This is a genomic window from Rhodococcus sp. BL-253-APC-6A1W (assembly GCF_012843405.1).
GTDB lineage: Bacteria > Actinomycetota > Actinomycetes > Mycobacteriales > Mycobacteriaceae > Rhodococcus.
The window spans coordinates 194,254-212,577 of sequence record NZ_JABAFB010000005.1 but is presented as its reverse complement, the minus strand read 5'-3'; the positions used below and the strand labels follow the sequence as shown (position 1 = coordinate 212,577).

The window sequence follows — 18,324 nt, the reverse complement described above, 5'->3', positions numbered from 1 at the left end:
CCGGCGCGCCAGATTTGGACGGTCCGTGTACGTTCGCACCTTCTCGTTGCGCGACTTCCGCTCCTGGGAAGCCGTCTCCGTGGAGCTGTCGCCAGGAGCGACGGTCTTCGTCGGCCGCAACGGACACGGCAAGACGAACCTGCTCGAGGCTCTCGGATACCTGTCGAGCCTGTCGTCGCACCGGGTCGCGTCCGACACACCGCTGCTGCGCGCCGGTACGACACGTGCATTCACAGGTGCGCAGGTCGTCAATGCGGGTCGTGAGCTGGGCATCGACATCGAGATCAACGAGGGCAAGCCGAATCGCGCCCGCATCAACCAGTCGCCGGCTCGTCGCCCCAGGGAGATTCTGGGGATTCTGAGGACCGTGTTGTTCGCGCCCGAAGACCTGTCGCTCGTCCGCGGTGACCCCGGTGACCGGCGCCGGTACCTCGACGAACTTCTCACCACCCGTTATCCCCGGATGAGCGGCGTCCGGGCCGACTACGACAAGGTGCTGCGGCAGCGTTCGGCGCTGCTCAAGACAGCCGGAGGCGCGCTGCGCCGGGGCACGCGCTCGACCGACGGTACGAGTGCGCTGGCGACCCTCGATGTCTGGGACGGGCACCTCGCCGCACACGGATCGGAGTTGCTTGCGGCCCGGCTCGAGTTGTTGCACGCTCTGGCCCCGCACGTGTCGGAGGCATACCGCTCGATCGCGCCCGAATCCCGTCCCGCCCGCCTGCGATATCGCAGCAGCCTCGGTGATGCACTGCCCGACGAGTTCTCCGATCCGGCCCGCGTTCCCGCACCGGACGACCGTGAATTCCTCGAGACCGTGTTCCTGCACCGTCTGGCAGAAGCGCGGAACAAGGAGATCGAACGCGGTGTGTGCCTGGTGGGCCCGCACCGCGACGATCTCGAGTTGATCCTCGGCGAGCGCGGTGCGAAGGGATACGCGAGTCACGGCGAATCGTGGTCGTTCGCGCTCGCGCTCCGGCTCGGCGCCTTCGCTCTGCTCCGTACGGACGGTACCGACCCCGTGCTGTTGCTCGACGACGTCTTCGCCGAACTCGATCGCCGTCGCCGCGCTGCGCTCGCGGAGGTCGCTGCGACCGCGGAGCAGGTACTGATCACCGCGGCTGTTCCCGAGGACGTGCCGGACGAGTTGAGCGGCGCGCGGTTCCCCGTGGAGGTGGAAGACACCGACCACGGTCGGATCTCTGTGCTGGGATCGGTGCAATGGGCAGACGCACAATCGGTCGGGAGGTCCGATGAGTGACGAGTCACGGCCACAGGACGGTTCGCCGTCCGGCGAACCGGAACTGAAGGGTGTCGACCTCGCACGGCGCGCGCTCGAGGAAGCTCGAGCAGCGGCCAAGGCCAGCGGCAAGGCAGTGGGACAGGGTCGCGCGTCGCGCGGGAACCTGCGTCCTCGCCGGCGTCGCCGCGGCTGGTCCGGCCCCGGACCCGACGACCGGGATCCGCAGCCTCTGGGCGCTCTCACCGGCGCGGTAGCCAAGCAACGAGGCTGGTCGACGCACGTATCCGAGGGCACCGTCCTCGGCAGTTGGGCTCGTGTGGTGGGCGAGGACATCGCCGGCCACGCCCAGCCGACGACACTGCGCGACGGCATCTTGCACATCTCGGCCGAGTCGACGGCCTGGGCAACCCAGTTGCGGATGATGCAATCGCAGATCCTGGCGAAGATCGCCGCGGCCGTGGGCCACGGCGTGGTGAAGGAACTGCGCATCAGCGGACCCACGGCGCCGAGTTGGCGCAAGGGCGAGCGGCATGTCCGTGGGCGTGGTCCTCGCGATACGTATGGGTGATCCAGGTCGCCCGCGAGCATCACGAGCGCGGAATGAAGCCGACGTAGGAAATTACGTGTGTTGATGCGCGCGAGGCCCGCTGCGGGGATATCAGCGGGGTAAGCAACCGCATTCTGTGTCGCCCCCGGCATACGAGGGTCGGGCACGTAGGATGGATGAAGAATGCCGCGCGCGTTGTGCGGGGCCGAGGCGGAGAAGGAGAGCTACCCACCCGTGGCTGCCCAGAAGTCGAACAAGAGCAACAAAGACTACGGTGCGTCGTCCATCACCGTCCTCGAAGGACTCGAGGCGGTACGCAAGCGCCCTGGTATGTACATCGGTTCCACCGGAGAGCGTGGTCTGCACCACCTGATCTGGGAAGTCGTCGACAACTCGGTCGACGAGGCGATGGCCGGGTACGCGACGAAGGTCGAGGTCACCCTTCTCGAGAACGGTGGCGTGCAGGTCGTCGACGACGGCCGCGGTATCCCGGTCGGGATGCACTCGTCGGGCGTTCCCACGATCGAGGTCGTCCTCACCCAGCTGCACGCCGGCGGCAAGTTCGACTCGGATGCGTACGCCGTGTCCGGTGGTCTGCACGGTGTCGGCATCTCCGTGGTCAACGCGCTGTCGACCACACTCGAGGTCGAGATCGATCGCGACGGGTACCACTGGGAACAGACGTACACCTATTCCAAGCCCGGTGAGCTGGTCAAGGGTGAGCCGTCGACACGGACCGGCACCACTGTCCGGTTCTGGCCGGACCCGGACATCTTCGAGACGACCACCTTCAACTTCGAGACGGTCGCGCGCCGCCTGCAGGAAATGGCGTTCCTCAACAAGGGACTGACCATCACGCTCTCCGACGAGCGCGTGCTTCCCGAGGAAGTAACCGACGAGGTCGTCCTCGAGACCGCGGACGCGCCGAAGACCGCCGAGGATCAGGAACTCGAGGCCAAGAAGCCCGAGGTCCAGAAGGTCAAGACTCGCGTCTACCACTACCCCGGTGGTCTCGAAGACTATGTGCGCCACCTGAACCGCACGAAGTCGCCGATCCACAACTCGGTGGTGGGTTTCACGGCCAAGGGCACGGGCCACGAACTCGAGGTCGCGATGCAGTGGAACTCGGGTTACTCCGAGTCCGTCCACACCTTCGCCAACACCATCAACACCCACGAGGGTGGTACGCACGAGGAAGGCTTCCGTGCGGCCCTGACCACCGTGGTGAACAAGTACGCGAAGGACAAGAAACTTCTCAAGGAGAAGGATCCCAACCTGACGGGTGACGACATCCGTGAGGGTCTCGCGGCGATCGTCTCCGTCAAGGTCGCCGAGCCGCAGTTCGAAGGACAGACCAAGACGAAGCTCGGCAACACCGAGGTCAAGTCGTTCGTACAGAAGGCGTGCAACGAGCACATCTCGCACTGGTTCGAGGCGAATCCGGCCGACGCGAAGACGATCGTGACGAAGGCAGTGTCGTCCGCTCACGCCCGTCTCGCAGCCCGGAAGGCGCGAGAACTGGTGCGGCGCAAGAGCGCTACAGATATCGGTGGTCTGCCGGGCAAGCTCGCCGACTGCCGCTCCAAGGATCCGAGCAAGTGCGAGATCTACATCGTGGAGGGCGACTCGGCCGGCGGTTCCGCGAAGTCGGGCCGCGACTCGATGTACCAGGCGATCCTCCCGTTGCGCGGAAAGATCATCAACGTCGAGAAGGCCCGCATCGACCGGGTGCTCAAGAACGCCGAAGTCCAGTCCATCATCACGGCTTTCGGCACGGGCATTCACGAAGAGTTCGACATCGCGAAGCTGCGGTACCACAAGATCGTGCTGATGGCCGACGCCGACGTCGACGGCCAGCACATCGCGACATTGCTTCTCACCCTGTTGTTCCGGTTCATGCGGCCGCTCGTCGAAGACGGTCACGTCTATCTGGCGCAACCGCCGCTGTACAAGCTCAAGTGGCAGCGGAGCGAGCCCGAGTTCGCGTATTCCGACCGGGAGCGGGACGCGTTGCTCAAGGTGGGTCTCGAGTCCGGTAAGAAGATCAACAAGGACGACGGTATCCAGCGCTACAAGGGCCTCGGCGAGATGAACGCGAAGGAACTGTGGGAGACCACCATGGATCCGGCCGTTCGCGTTCTCCGTCAGGTGACGCTCGACGATGCCGCCGCCGCGGACGAACTGTTCAGCGTCCTCATGGGTGAGGACGTGGAGGCACGCAGAAGCTTCATCACGCGCAACGCCAAAGACGTACGGTTCCTCGACGTCTGACGCGGGGCTGCTCGGCGGGCGCTGAGCGAAATCTGACCACATCGGGATCCCTTTTGTGAGAGACATCACATTAGGGGTCCCGATGATGTGACATGTGACAGTGACACGCTGGTCGCGCTGGCTGGCTACCCGCTAGTACAGTCCATTGGGCCACCGCCATGTGTGGCAGCCGTACAGGGGGTCGGGTGCATTTCGCAGGAGCGTACGAGCGTGCGCCTTCCGTATTCCCTGTATGTACCGCTATGGTGCCCTCACCCAGGAACGTCTCGTTCGACTGCATCGATCGAAAACGCACTCAGTTTCGAGCGGTGCGCCGGTTGGCGCTCGTCGCCTGGCGCGAACGGGGTGGAAGGAGAGCTGTAATCCATGAGTGACAAATCGCCGCCCCGGCAGCGGTGGTGGAACATCGAGGGGTGGGGTCTTCGCACGAAGGTCACCGCCGTCCTCGCTGTCCCCGTGACAGTGGCGATGGTCCTGGGTGGTCTTCGCGTCGAGAACGAACTGTCCAATGCGGTGCACTTCTCCTCCGCGGCCGATCAGGTCGCGGTCGTGCCCGACATCGTCGACTTCTCGACGGCGTTTGCGACGGCGACCGGTAGCGCGGCAGCGGGAACGATCACGCCCGAGGAGATGGACACACTCGGGGAAACGTTCGTCACGATGAAGACGATCGCTGCAAGCCCCGAGTTCGACGAGGCGCTCGTCTCGGACCTCGACCGCACGATCGCCAGCGCCGAAACGCTTTACACCAAGATGCAGGCCGGGCCCGTCGCGATCGCTGAGATCGCCGCCGTCACCAGCGAGGTGCGCGACAACCTCAACAGGATCGTCGAAGCGGTCCTCGACGGTGTCGACGACCGCGAGATCCTCGACTACGGCAACCAACTCGTCAACGCCTGGTACTCGCAGCGATACCTGTTCGGACAGGTGCTCGGTGTGCTCGCGATCCTCGAGAACCCGGAACAGCCCGACACCGCGCTCGTGTCCGCGTCCGGCGGCGAGCTTGCGATGCTCGAACTTCTTTCCCGGTCGTACCCGATGGCCGACGCGCAGATTGCCGACCTGCGGTCCGGCGTCAAGGAACGCACCGACATGGTCGCGGCTGCCGGCGAAGGCCCGCTCCCGATCCTCAACGTCCGAGCGTCGCTGCTGCACAGCGTCGACGTGTACGGCGGCATCATCGACGCTGCGGCGCAGCAGATCACGACGACCATTCAGGATCGTGCCGCGGAGACCCGTGCAGCGGCCTTGCGCGACACCGCGATCGTGCTCGCCGCTCTGCTCGCCGCTCTCGTCCTCGCGCTGCTCGTGTCCCGGTCTCTTGTCGGCCCCATCCGCCGGCTGCGGTACGGGACCCTCAAGGTTGCCCGTCAGGAGCTGCCCGAGGCCATCGACCGCATCAAGGTCGGCGACAGCATCGAGGACATCGAGTTCACCCGCGTTCCCGTCCACACGACCGAGGAAATCGGTCAGCTGGCGCGCGCGGTGGACGACATGCACGGGCAGGCACTGCGTCTCGCGGGCGAGCAGGCCCACCTCCGTCTCCAGATCAACGACATGTTCGAGACGCTGGCCCGGCGAAGCAAGTCCCTCGTCGAGCAGCAGCTCGGACTCATCGAACAGCTCGAGTACGAGGAGAAGGACCCCAGCCGTCTCGAGAGCCTCTTCCGGCTCGATCACCTTGCGGCTCGTATGCGCCGTAACGGCGACAACCTGCTGATCCTCTCCGGCACGCGCATCCGCCGCGGTCACTCGGCGCCTGTACAGCTCGGCGACATCCTGCGTGCCGCGATGTCCGAAGTCGAGGACTACCAGCGGGTCCAGATCGGTTCGACACCGGACGGTGCGCTCAGCGGTGCGGTAGCAACCGACATCGTGCATCTCCTCGCAGAATTGGTCGACAACTCGTTGCGGGCCTCCCCGCCCGACAGCACCGTCACGTTCAGCTTCGCGCGCGCCGTCGACGGTGGACTGCTCGTCGAGATCGCCGACCGCGGCATCGGTATACCGCGGGAAGAACTCGAGATCATCAACGAGCGCCTGACGAGCGGTGGCGCGGTCGGTCCCGACACCGCCCGCCACATGGGTCTGTTCGTGGTGTCGCGGCTCGCCGAGCGTCACGGCCTCACCGTGCGGCTGCGCCCGACCTTCGACACCGCACGCAACCCCGGCATCACCGCGAGCGTTCACATCCCGGATGTGCTGCTCGTCTCGCCGCTCGCGTTGTCCCAGACGGGTCCGCAACCGCGAATCATCGACGCGGAGCCCGAGTCTGCACCCGAGGCACTGTCCTCGCCGTCGTCGCAGGAGACTCCCCAGCTGCCGCCGCCTTCCCGCGAGAAGGAATACGAACCGGCGCGGTCGCAGTCTCAGGCGCCCTCGCAGCCTCAACCCCGGCCGAAGCCCCAGCCCCGGCCGCAGTCCGATCAGCAGTCGCAGCCCCAGCCCCGGCCGCAACCGCAGTCCGATCAGCAGTCGCAGCCGATCCGTGTCGATGCGTACGACCGTTCCGACGCGGAGTCCAACCCGCCGTCGCAGCCGATCCGCATCGAGGCGCCCGACCGGTCGTACTACGCGCAGGACGAGCGGTCTTCGGAGAGAAGAGATCCGGGTCAGGGTGTCCGCCGTGATTCCGCACCGGGTCGTGACGAGCGTTCCCGCGACGACGAGCGTGCGGGCTTCGCGCCGGCCTCTCGTGGCGCGGTTCCGCGCGAGTCGACGGGTGCGCACGAATTGTCCGCACTCCGGGAATCAGGTGTTCCGGGCCGGCCTCAGCAAGGCCAGGGCGACCGCTCCGGTCTGCCGACGCGTCAGCCGGGCGCGGCACCGGGACTTCCTCCGCGCCAGCCGGGTTCGAACCAGCCGGCTTCGAACTCGGGTCTGCCCACCCGGAACCCCGGCGCAGCGGCATCGGGTCTGCCTACCCGCAACCCCGGCGCAGCGGCACCGGGTCTTCCGTCCCGTCAGCCGGGTACGACTCCCGGGTTGCCGACGCGTCAGCCGGGTGCCACTCCCGGTCTGCCGACGCGTCAGCCCGGCGCGACTCCCGGTCTGCCGACGCGTCAGCCCGGCGCGACCTCCGGTCTGCCGCAGCCGCAGCAGGCTCCGCGCAGGATCCAGCCCGACGCCGCGGCAGCATTCGTCTCGGCGCTTCCTCCCCGCGGCCAGCACGGTCAGAACCGTCCCGCTCAGGACCGCGTGTGGCAGGACGAACACGCTCGTCGTCAGGAGCGGGAGGCGCAGGCCGGACAGGAATCTCGTCAGGATCGTCCTCAGCAGGACGAGCGCGATCGTCGGATGGCACGGGACGAGCGTCCGGCCGAACGGACCGGCAGCCACGCGGCGGCCGAGCCGTCCACACATCGGCAGCAGCCGGAACCTGTTCGGGAACAAGAAGCTTCGAGCCTCCCGCAGCGTCAACCGGGTAATACTCCCGGCCTTCCGGTCCGTTCGGGACCTGCCCCGCAGGAGCAGCGTCCGGATGCGCAGCAGGGAACCCGTCCGTCGGGGCTCCCGCAGCGTCAGCCCGGTGCTACACCCGGACTGCAGGGACGCGGCGCAGCCCCGTCGCCGCAGCAGACGACTCCTGAGCGTGCTCCCCAGCATTCGCAGGCACAGCATTCGCAGGTGCAGCCGCCGCAGAATCTCCGGCCGTCGCAGCAGCAGCCGCAACACGAGGCTCCGAACGGGCTGCCGCAGCGTCGTCCGGGTGCTACGCCCGGCATTGCCGGTGGGCCGCAACCTCGCCCGGACAGCGCACCGGCCGGAGGACTTCCGCGTCGCCGGCCCGGGGCGACCCCCGGTCTTCCGCCGCGTCCTGCCACCGCGCAGGAACCCTCGGCTGCCGCACTGGCGGGTCCGACGCCAATCCCGTCGGCGAGTATTGCCGACGGCGGATCGGTGGCGCCGCAGAGCGACGCGCAGAACGCCGCTCGCCATCGCTACCGGACGAACTCCGCGAAGACGGCGTCGTTCTTCCAGCCCAGGCCGGATTCGGTCGGGCTCCGACCGCAGCCCGCACCGCACACGCCGATCTTCTCCAACATGATGTCGGATTGGCTTGTCGATCCGACCAGTCTTCCGGAGGACCGCCGGAGGAAGGAATGGCGTTCGGCTGCCGACGCAGGATGGGAAGCAGCACAGCGAGCAGCAGAAGTATCGGTGGAAGAACACACGACGGCCGGCCTTCCGAGGCGCGAGCCGGGTCACCGCCTCGTTCCGGGTGCGGTGAGGGCTCCCGCCACCGGGGAGCTGCCCAAGACGATCCGACGCCGGGACCCGGAAGCCATTCGGGCGAACCTGAGTCGCCACCAGCAGGGCGTCCGTAACGGTCGCACCTCGGCGAATACCAGCAATCGCGAGAACAATGAACAGGGAGTTCGATGAACATTGATCATGGATCCGACGTGGCCCGTCCACTGGACTGGTTGGTTTCCAACTTTGCGCGCGAAGTTCCAGGTGTCTCGCATGCCGTACTCGTGTCCGCCGACGGCCTGCTGATGGCTGCCAGCGCCCACCTTCCGGTCGACCGTGCCGAGCAGCTCGCTGCCGTCACCTCCGGCCTCGCGAGCCTGTCCAACGGTGTCTCGCAGTTGTTCGACGGCGGCGGAGTTCTCCAGTCGGTCGTCGAGATGCAGCACGGTTACCTGCTGCTCATGAGTGTCGGTGACGGTTCGCACCTCGCGGCTTTGACCGCGTCGGAGTGCGATATCGGACAGGTCGGCTACGAGATGGCGCTCTTGGTGGACCGGGTGGGTGCCTCGGTCGAGGCAACCCCGCGGGTCGGCCAGGGGTCCTGACGTCGAGGTGGCCATGGAATCGCGCAAGCCTGAGTCGGTGCCGGATCAGCCCAGCCTGGTACGGCCCTACTCGCTGACTTCGGGACGTACGAGTCCTGCGGTCGAACTGGCGTTGGAAGCACTGATCCAGGCGATCCCGGGCACGGACCCTCGGGCCCGTGACTTGGACAACATCAACGCCACGATCTTGGAGTTGTGCAAGGAGTCGCCCTCGGTTGCCGAGATCGCGGCGAGGGTGGGCGTGCCGCTGGGAGTGGCACGCGTCCTCGTTGCCGATCTTGTCGAAGCCGGACACGTACAGATCCTGGCCACGCTGAAAGACGATTCGAGCGACGCGGAGCGTCGTGAGCTGATTGAAAGGGTCCTCAGTGGACTTCGCGAACTCTAGCGCCACCAAGCGCGTGACCTCGACCAAGATCGTGATCGCGGGTGGCTTCGGTGTCGGAAAGACCACGCTGGTCGGGGCGGTGTCCGAAATCGTCCCCCTCCGCACCGAAGCGCTCGTGACGAACGCCAGCGACGGGGTCGACAATCTCACCGCGACGCCACAGAAGGCGACGACGACGGTGGCGATGGACTTCGGCCGTATCAGTCTGGCCGAGGACCTCGTGCTGTACCTGTTCGGTACTCCGGGCCAGCACCGATTCTGGTTCATGTGGGACGACCTCATCCGAGGCGCGATCGGTGCGATCGTGCTGATCGACACGCGTCGGCTCGACGAGAGTTTCGCGGCCGTGGACTTCTTCGAGGCGCGGAACCTTCCGTTCATCGTCGCGATCAACGAGTTCGACGACGCGCCGCGCTACCCGCTCGAGGACATCCGCCAGGCCATGGCGATCTCACCCGATGTCCCGATCGTGTCGATCGACGCTCGTTCCCGTGAATCGGCGAAGCAGGCATTGGTGACCGTCACCGAATACGCGCTGCGGAAGCTGCACCAGCCGGTGGCCCCCTAGTGGTCGAGGGACTCCAGCTTTTCACCATGGGTCCATGGGTGATCTTGCTGGCGTACCTCACCTCGGCGATCGGGGTGTTCGTCGGGGTCACCAGCGTCCGGAAGGTTCGTACCGCGGGCAGCGACCGCGTTCGCCGATTCTGGCTGGTGGTCGCATGCCTCGTCCTCGGTGGAGTCGGTGTGTGGCTCGCACAGTTCCTGCCGATGGCCGGGTTCGCGGTGGAGAACAGCATCGTCCGGTACGACCTGGTCACCATCGTGTTCTCGATGTTGCTCGCGCTGGTGACGGTGTTCATGGCTCTGCTGATCGCGTCGCCGTCGGATGGTTCCTCGTCGAGGACGGAGCCGGCTGCTCTCGTACTCGGCGCCGGACTCGCCGCTGTGCCCTACGTGATCATGTGGTCGGTCCGGACCCAAGGCGAGGTCTCCTTCAACCTCATCTTCGTCGGCGCCGGCGTGCTCGTCGCATTCGTGACGGCCGCGGGTCTGATGTGGCTGGTGCAGCACGCGGACACATGGCCCAAGCGGCTGGTCGGTGGGGTTCTCGGCGGCGCCGCAGTGATCGTCGTGCACTTTCTCGCTGCGGCGTCCATCCGGGTGACTCCCGACGCGACGGTGCCGGCACCCGCCGGCATCGAGGTGTTCGCGATTCTGTTCCCGTTGTTCGTCGCCGGACTGCTCATGCTGGTCGTTCCGATTGTCGCGGTGCTGCTCGCCCCGGACCGCGTCGCGGCGCAACTCGAGCGTGAAGCCGACGAGTGGAACGCGGAGACGTTCCGGACCCCCACGCGGTAACAGTCCGGCGTGCACCATTTCTCGATGGGGCCGTGGGTATTCGTGCTGGCCTACGCGACCGCTGTAGCCGGGTCCTACACCGGGCTGTCCTGCATTCGCAGGTCGCACGAGGACTCGGGACGCAACGGGGGCAACTGGTGGTTGCCCATGGCGTCCCTCGCCATCGGCGGCGTGGGGATCTGGCTCATGCACTTCATCGGCATGATGGGGTTCTCCGTGCCGGGAACCGTGATTCGCTACCACCTCGGACCCACGGTGCTCTCGGTGCTGGCGGCGGTGGCGACCACCATGCTCGGCATCTGGATCGTGACTGTCCGCTCCGCGGTGCTCGAGCGGCTTCCGCGCGGGGTCCGTCCGGGAATCGGCGGCCTGGTGATGGGTCTCGCGGTGACCCTCATGCATTACATCGGGATGACCGCGATGAGGGTCCAGGGCACCATCGACCACGATGCGAGGTTCGTTCTCCTGTCGGTGGGCATCGGTGTGGTCGCGTCGACGCTTGCGCTTGCTCTCGCGCGGAGCGCCGAAAGGGTTCACATCCGTCTGATGGCCGCGTTCGTCATGGCTTCGGCCGTGGTCGCGCTGCACTACACCGGAATGGCGGGGGTGCACGTGGTCGTCGACCCCGGAGCCCCGGAACCGAGCGGCATGAGCGTCCTGTCGTTTCTGTTCCCTGCGTTCATTCTCGGCATCATCGTGCTGGCTGTGCCGATCACCGCACTGGTGCTCGCACCGGAGGCCGAGAAGGACCGGCACGAGGACCTGATCGATCTCCGGACCGACGCGGGAAGTGGGACATGACGTGGTGCAGGACGGCGCTTTCGTGTGTGATCTACCTCTCCCTTGCGGAGACGTGAGCGGAAAGTGCCTGTCCTTCGCGGCGTGGGGTGACCTGCACCTATAGACTCGTGTGGTTGCGAGACGTCTGCCGGGCGGAAGACCGCGGGCGGACGTTCGAGCCGAGTAGAAGAAGGAGCTCATGACCGACACCACGTTGCCTCCGGAGGGGCCGGGGCACGACCGCATCGAGCCCGTCGACATCCAGCTGGAGATGCAGAACAGCTACATCGATTACGCGATGAGCGTGATCGTGGGGCGTGCTCTGCCCGACGTGCGTGACGGACTCAAGCCCGTCCACCGTCGCGTGCTGTACGCGATGTTCGACAACGGGTTCAGGCCGGACCGCGGCTATGTGAAGTCGGCGCGTGCCGTTGCCGAGACGATGGGCAACTACCACCCGCACGGCGACTCTTCGATCTACGACACCCTGGTGCGCCTGGCGCAGCCGTGGGCGTTGCGGTACCCGCTCGTCGACGGACAGGGCAACTTCGGTTCCCGCGGCAACGACGGTGCGGCCGCCATGCGGTACACCGAGTGCCGGCTCACCCCGCTCGCGATGGAGATGCTGCGCGATATCGACCACGACACGGTCGATTTCCAGCCGAACTACGACGGCCGGACCCAGGAACCGACAGTTCTCCCCAGCCGTATCCCCAACCTGTTGATCAACGGTTCGGGCGGCATCGCGGTGGGCATGGCGACCAACATCCCCCCGCACAATCTCCGAGAGGTCGCCGAGGCGATCTACTGGGCACTCGAGAACTACGAAGCCGACGAGGAAACGACCCTCGCCGCGGTCATGGAGCGGATCAAGGGACCCGACTTCCCGACCGCAGCCTTGATCACCGGATCCCAGGGCATCCACGACGCGTACACCACGGGCCGCGGCTCGGTGAAGATGCGCGGTGTCGTGGAGATCGAAGACGACGCCAAGGGCCGCACCACCATCGTGATCACCGAGTTGCCGTACATGGTCAACCCGGACAACCTCATCACCTCGATCGCCGAACAGGTTCGCGACGGCAAGATCGCGGGCATCTCCGACATCCACGACGAGTCGTCGGATCGTGTGGGCATGCGCATCGTCGTGACCGTCCGTCGTGACGCGGTCGCGAAGGTCGTTCTCAACAACCTGTACAAGCACACCCAGCTGCAGACGAGCTTCGGCTGCAACATGCTGTCGATCGTCGACGGTGTGCCGCGCACACTGCGCCTGGACCAGATGATCCGGCTGTACGTCGTGCACCAGGTCGAGGTCATCGTCCGGCGTACGCGGTACCTGCTGCGCAAGGCCGAGGAACGGGCCCACATCCTGCGCGGCCTCGTCAAGGCACTCGACGCGCTCGACGACGTCATCGCACTCATCCGCAGGTCGCAGACCGTCGACATCGCGCGTGGCGGCCTCATCGACCTGCTCCAGGTCGACGAGATCCAGGCCGATGCGATTCTCGCGATGCAGTTGCGACGCCTCGCCGCTCTGGAACGTCAGAAGATCATCGACGACCTCGCAGAGATCGAGCGCGAGATCGATGATTACAAGGACATTCTCGAGAAGCCCGAGCGGCAGCGCGCCATCGTCCGCGACGAGCTGAAGGAGATCGCCGAGAAGTACGGCGACGATCGCCGGACACGCATCGTCGCCGCCGACGGTGACGTCACCGACGAGGACCTCATCGCTCGCGAAGACGTGGTCGTCACGATCACCGAGACGGGCTACGCCAAGCGCACCCGCACCGATCTGTACCGGTCGCAGAAGCGCGGCGGCAAGGGTGTCAAGGGCGCCGAGCTCAAGCAGGACGACATCGTCAAGCACTTCTTCGTGACCTCCACGCACGACTGGCTGCTGTTCTTCACGACGAAGGGCCGCGTCTACCGGGCGAAGGCATACGAATTGCCGGAGGCGAACCGCACCGCACGCGGTCAGCACGTCGCGAACCTGCTGGCCTTCCAGCCCGACGAGCGGATCCAGGGTGTCATCCGTCTGCAGAGCTACGAGGACGCGCCGTACCTGGTGCTCGCGACGCGCAACGGCCTGGTGAAGAAGTCGCGGCTGTCGGACTTCGACTCCAACCGCAGCGGCGGCATCGTGGCGATCAACCTGCGCGGGGACGACGAAATGGTGGGCGCGGTTCTGTGCTCCGCCGACGACGACCTGCTGCTCGTCTCGAAGCTGGGCCAGTCCATCCGGTTCTCCGCGACCGACGAAGCGCTGCGGCCGATGGGACGCGCAACCTCCGGCGTCCAGGGCATGCGGTTCAACGGTGAGGACAGCCTGCTGTCGCTCAACGTCGTCAAGGAAGGCACCTACCTGCTGGTCGCGACCTCCGGTGGATACGCGAAGCGGACTCCGATGGAGGATTACCCGGTTCAGGGCCGCGGCGGCAAGGGTGTCTTGACCATCCAGTACGACCGCCGGCGTGGCACCCTGGTCGGTGCTCGGATCGTCGAGGACGATGACGAGCTGTACGCGATCACCTCGAACGGTGGTGTCATCCGTACTGTCGCCAAGCAGGTGCGCAAGGCTGGTCGGCAGACCAAGGGTGTGCGCCTGATGAACCTCGCCGAGGGCGACACGCTGTTGGCGATCGCCCGCAATGCCGACGAGCTGGACGACGCAGACGTATCCGGAGCTAAGGAGTCGTAAGTGAGCACTCCCCAGGGACCCAACGGAAACGGCCAGGGGCAACCCGGCCGGAAACCCGAGGATCGCAATGGGCAGGAGGTGTCGTCCGCTTCATCCGGTGCGGCGCCTTCACAGGGGCCGGCTCCGCAGGGGGCATCCTCGCAGGACCGGGCACCGCAGGACCGGGCTCCGCAGCAGGAACGGTCGCCCCAGAACACGGCGGCGGACAAGCCTGCCGGATCTCCGCAGAGCGGTGGCCCGGTTGGGCAATCCGCTCCGTCGAAGCCGGCGGAGGTTTCCGGGAAGGCCCCTGAGAAGGCCCGCGAGACGCCGAAGTCCGAAGGTAAGGGTCCGGCGGCCGGTACGGCGAAGCCCGCACAGCGCGAGGAGTCCGTGCGCAGCGAGTCGCAGGTACGCAGCGAGGAGCCTCGTCAGGCTGCGGCAGCGCCGCAACCGGAGGCTCCCAAGGCGAACCAGGGCGCCGGGAACCAGAGCGCGGGAAATCAGGGCACCGGGAACCAGGGCGGGGCACCGTCCGGAGCTGCGACAGCACAGTCGTCGCAGGGCGGCGATCAGTCCCGCTCGGCGAGGCCCGCCAACCAGACGGCGCGTCCGGGTGGCCAGACCCCGCCGTGGCAGCGCGGCCAGCAAGGGACCGCGCAGGGCGGTTCTTCGCCGCAGAAGACGCCGCAGACCAACCTGCCCGGAGTCGGCCCCGGTCTCGGCAAGTCCGGGCCGGCGGCAGGCGGCGGATCCTCCGCTTCGCGGCCGTCGACGGGTGGCCAGCCTCCCGCCGGCAAGCCTGCCGCAGCTCAGAATCCGGCACCGTCGACCCGTCCGGTCGTGACGGGTACGGCAGCGGCCGCGATGAACTCCGGTAACTCCGGTTCCTCGGCGTCGGCTACGCGCACCACCAACGAGCGCGCGAGCAACGACCGTGCTGCGGCGAAGGCGAAAGCCGCGGTCATCGACGGGCCCACGCGGCATATCGAGCGCAAGGATCTTGCGAAGGATCTGCCCGATCTCTCCGCCGTCAAGCATCCGACGCCTGTCGCGCCGGCAACGGGGGAGACCCCGAAGGTGGGTCCGACGGCGATTGCCCCGGCCCCCGCGGGTGTCGACACCGGTGATGCACTACGCGCCACGGTGCAGGTGCGGCGGATCGACCCGTGGTCGATGCTGAAGATCTCGTCCGTGATTTCCGTCTCGCTGTTTTTCGTGTGGATGATCGCGGTCGGTCTGCTCTACGCCGTGCTCGCCGGGATGGGCGTGTGGGACAGGCTCAACAGCGCGTTCACCGACATCGTGAGCGATGCGGGCAGTGAGGGACTCGTCACGGTGGGCCAGGTGTTCGGGTACGCGACCGTGATCGGCCTGGCCAACATGGTTCTCATGACCGCCCTCGCGACCCTCGGAGCGTTCATCTACAACCTGTGCACCGACCTCGTCGGTGGCGTTCAGGTAACGCTCGCAGACCCGGACTGACCTGCGGGAATGCTGCCCCGTCGAGGCGATTTGAATCATCCGGCGTCGGTGGGGTAGTGTTCCATCCGGTTCGAGGGCCTATAGCTCAGGCGGTTAGAGCGCTTCGCTGATAACGAAGAGGTCGGAGGTTCAAGTCCTCCTAGGCCCACTCCCCGTGCCCGAAAGGCAGCCAGAAATGAAGTTCCTGATCGCTGTGGGAGCTGGTTTTCTGGCGGTAGTCGGACTTGCTCGCATGCTGCGTAGTGAGGACGAGTGGCACGAGGTACCCAGTCGCTAGTCGGCGTACGGGGCCTTAGCTCAGTTGGTAGAGCGCTGCCTTTGCAAGGCAGATGTCAGGAGTTCGAATCTCCTAGGCTCCACAGCAACACGAAACCCACCTCCGTTCAGGGGGTGGGTTTCGTCGTACTTGCGTGTTGCGTGCGTTTCACGTGAAACCCGGCGCGACAGTGCTGCATCACATACGACGCTCTGTAGTACTAGACGTATCATCGGGGGCATGGCCGCCGACCCTCAGCTTCTCGCGCGCATGCGCGGTGGCTTCGTGGGTGGCACCTGTGGGGTGGTCGCGATCGTCGCGCACGCCGTTGCGGAGGGCGCATATCCGGGCACTACCGCCCTCACGGTTCTTCTTTCCGTCGCCGTGATCGCGGGCGCTGTCGCGGCGGGTACCCGGCTGGCGGTCGTACCGCTACTCCTCGCCGGGCAGGTCTTCGGTCATATCGCACTGTCGCTGGGCAGCGGCCACTTTCATCTCCCCGGTCCGGGCATGCTTGCTGCTCACCTGGCAGCGGTCCTCGTTGCGTCCGCCCTGATACGCGGCGCAGAACGGGGTAGCGCTCTCGCACTGAACGCGGTGCGCCGCATCGCCGCGATCCACGGACCCTCCTCCTCTCTGCCCGTTCGGGCCGCACTCCCCGTGGGGTACCGCCCCGCGGTGCGCCGGATGCAGGTCTTCGCCACGGGAGTCTCGACCCGTGGACCACCGCTCGTCACGGTCTGACCTCCTTTTCCCTCCCTGACCACCGTTCCTACGGCGGTCGGCGCCCTCGCGCGCCAACCCACTTTCCTGGAGTTACCGATGACGAGAAAAACTGTTCGTACCGTGGCCGTTGCGGGAGTTGCCGCTGCTCTGGCCGTGCTCACCGCCTGCGGATCGACCGATGCGCCGCCCACCGCCGCCGAGGCGCTGACGGTGTCCGATGCCTGGGTCAAGGCCGCCGACGCGGGCATGACCGGCGCCTTTGCCGAGTTGTCCAACACGGCCGATACGGACCTGCACGTGGTCGCAGTATCGAGCCCGAGCGCGAGCCGTACCGAATTGCACGAGATGGCCCCGGACGGGGGAAGCGCGATGGTGATGCGCGAAATGGCCGACGGTCTCGTGATCGGAGCCGGAAGCACCCACAGCCTCGCTCCCGGCGGCGACCACCTGATGCTCATGGACATCGTCGAACCGATCAGGCCCGGCAGTGACGTCACCTTCTCCCTGGAATTCGAGGACGGATCCGTGAAGGACTTCACCGCTCAGGTCCGCGACTTCGCAGGGGCACAGGAGGAGTACGAGCCGGCGACAACCGGGGCGGGTCACGGTGGCTGAGCTCAGCCGCCGTCATCTCCTCGGTGGCGGTCTGGCAGCCGTAGGGGCTGCGGGTCTCGCGGCGGTCGGTGGTGGCGCGGCCGTGGCATCCCGGACGCCCGAGCGGATGGGTGCGGCCACAATCGACCCCCACGGCCGTCACCAAGCCGGGATCGATACACCGCCGCAGGCGTTCGCCTCGTTCGCCGCACTCGATCTCGCGAGCGGTGTCGACCGTGCGGGCCTGGCCGGAATCATGAAGGTGTGGGCGGAGGACATACGGCGCCTCACTGCCGGACGGCCCGCGCTGGGGGACACCGAACCGGAACTCGCGGTGGATCCGGCCCGGCTCACGATCACCGTGGGATTCGGACCGGCGGTGTTCGACGCCGCGGGACTGGCCGACCGGCGTCCGGCGTGGTTACGTCCCCTTCCCGAGTTCGCGGTGGATCGCCTCGAAGACCGGTGGTCGGGTGGCGACCTGGTGCTGCAGGTGTGTGCCGACGATCCCGTGGTGGTTTCCCACGCCACGCGCACCTTGACCAAGAACGTGCGATCGCTGACCACCGTGCGCTGGGTACAGCGGGGATTCCGGCATGCCGTGGGCACCAGGCCCGACGGGATGACGATGAGGAATCTGATGGGCCAGGTAGACGGCACCGTCAATCCGGCGCCCGGCAGCCCGGACTTCGGGCGGCAGGTGTGGAACCCCGGTGAACCGGAATGGCTGCGCGACGGAACGTCGCTCGTGTTTCGCCGGATCCGGATGGAACTCGACACGTGGGACGAACTCGACCGGCCCGCACGAGAGCTCGCGGTGGGCCGGACCCTGTCGAACGGTGCTCCTCTCACCGGCACCGAGGAGCATGACGACGCCGATTTCGAGGCTACTGACCGGTACGGGATTCCGGTGATCCCACCGGAGTCACACGTGGCGAGGGCGCGGCCACGGACCGCCGACGAGCAATTCCTGCGTCGGGGATACAACTACGACGACGACGGTGCAGGGCTGTTGTTCGCGGCGTACCAGGTCGACGTGGACCGTCAGTTCGTCCCCGTACAGCAGCGCCTCGCCGAGCACGATGCGCTCAATCCGTGGATCACCCCCGTCGGATCAGCGGTGTTCGTCGTTCCACCCGGCTTCGGTCCGGAGGGCTATCCGGGAGACACGCTCCTGGCCGGGTGAACTC

At 66.7% G+C, this 18,324-nt stretch carries 14 protein-coding genes and 2 tRNA genes; all 16 read left to right on the top strand.

The genetic code is table 11. From position 1 onward, the window contains the following. Positions 1-25: 25 nt before the first annotated feature. Positions 26-1,261: a DNA replication/repair protein RecF gene (recF, locus tag HF877_RS09455; RefSeq protein WP_169620897.1), complete on the top strand. Its 1,236-nt coding sequence runs from the start codon at positions 26-28 to the stop codon at positions 1,259-1,261. Next, positions 1,254-1,811 carry a DUF721 family protein gene (locus HF877_RS09450; protein WP_169620896.1) on the top strand — a complete coding sequence of 186 codons (558 nt, stop codon included), beginning with the start codon at positions 1,254-1,256 and terminating at the stop codon, positions 1,809-1,811. The genes recF and HF877_RS09450 overlap by 8 nt, the downstream gene beginning before the upstream one ends. Positions 1,812-2,024: 213 nt before the next feature. Further along, a complete protein-coding gene (gene gyrB / locus HF877_RS09445) occupies positions 2,025-4,061 on the top strand; it encodes a DNA topoisomerase (ATP-hydrolyzing) subunit B (protein ID WP_169621078.1) in 2,037 nt (678 codons plus the stop codon). A gap of 366 nt (positions 4,062-4,427) precedes the next feature. Further along, positions 4,428-8,447, top strand: coding sequence for an ATP-binding protein (locus tag HF877_RS09440; RefSeq protein WP_169620895.1), 4,020 nt, complete (start codon positions 4,428-4,430; stop codon positions 8,445-8,447). Beyond that, a complete protein-coding gene (locus HF877_RS09435; protein WP_072701130.1) occupies positions 8,444-8,860 on the top strand; it encodes a roadblock/LC7 domain-containing protein in 417 nt (138 codons plus the stop codon). Before HF877_RS09440 ends, HF877_RS09435 begins: the two co-directional genes overlap by 4 nt. A 13-nt stretch (positions 8,861-8,873) precedes the next feature. Beyond that, positions 8,874-9,248 carry a DUF742 domain-containing protein gene (locus tag HF877_RS09430; RefSeq protein WP_072701132.1) on the top strand — a complete coding sequence of 125 codons (375 nt, stop codon included), beginning with the start codon at positions 8,874-8,876 and terminating at the stop codon, positions 9,246-9,248. 13 nt (positions 9,249-9,261) lie between these two features. Beyond that, complete coding sequence (locus HF877_RS09425) at positions 9,262-9,816, top strand: ATP/GTP-binding protein (RefSeq protein WP_169621077.1); 555 nt, start codon at positions 9,262-9,264, stop codon at positions 9,814-9,816. Positions 9,817-9,842: 26 nt separating this feature from the next. Next, entirely contained in the window at positions 9,843-10,610 is a 768-nt protein-coding gene (locus tag HF877_RS09420) for an MHYT domain-containing protein (RefSeq protein ID WP_206036875.1), read from the top strand. Between the two features lie 24 nt (positions 10,611-10,634). Next, positions 10,635-11,411, top strand: coding sequence for an MHYT domain-containing protein (locus tag HF877_RS09415; RefSeq protein ID WP_169620893.1), 777 nt, complete (start codon positions 10,635-10,637; stop codon positions 11,409-11,411). A 178-nt stretch (positions 11,412-11,589) separates the two neighbouring features. Beyond that, positions 11,590-14,094 (top strand): DNA gyrase subunit A, encoded by a 2,505-nt coding sequence (gyrA, locus tag HF877_RS09410; RefSeq protein ID WP_169620892.1) that lies wholly within the window; start codon positions 11,590-11,592, stop codon positions 14,092-14,094. Beyond that, positions 14,095-15,558: a DUF3566 domain-containing protein gene (locus HF877_RS21290; RefSeq protein ID WP_169620891.1), complete on the top strand. Its 1,464-nt coding sequence runs from the start codon at positions 14,095-14,097 to the stop codon at positions 15,556-15,558. A 74-nt stretch (positions 15,559-15,632) separates the two neighbouring features. Further along, positions 15,633-15,706 (top strand) — tRNA-Ile (locus tag HF877_RS09400). Positions 15,707-15,844: 138 nt separating this feature from the next. Continuing rightward, positions 15,845-15,917 (top strand) — tRNA-Ala (locus HF877_RS09395). A gap of 137 nt (positions 15,918-16,054) precedes the next feature. Beyond that, entirely contained in the window at positions 16,055-16,558 is a 504-nt protein-coding gene (locus tag HF877_RS09390; protein WP_169620890.1) for a hypothetical protein, read from the top strand. Between the two features lie 78 nt (positions 16,559-16,636). Further along, on the top strand, positions 16,637-17,155 hold the full coding sequence (locus tag HF877_RS09385) for a copper chaperone PCu(A)C (protein WP_169620889.1): 519 nt from the start codon (positions 16,637-16,639) through the stop codon (positions 17,153-17,155). After that, positions 17,148-18,320: a Dyp-type peroxidase gene (locus HF877_RS09380; RefSeq protein ID WP_169620888.1), complete on the top strand. Its 1,173-nt coding sequence runs from the start codon at positions 17,148-17,150 to the stop codon at positions 18,318-18,320. Before HF877_RS09385 ends, HF877_RS09380 begins: the two co-directional genes overlap by 8 nt. Positions 18,321-18,324 lie beyond the last annotated feature (4 nt).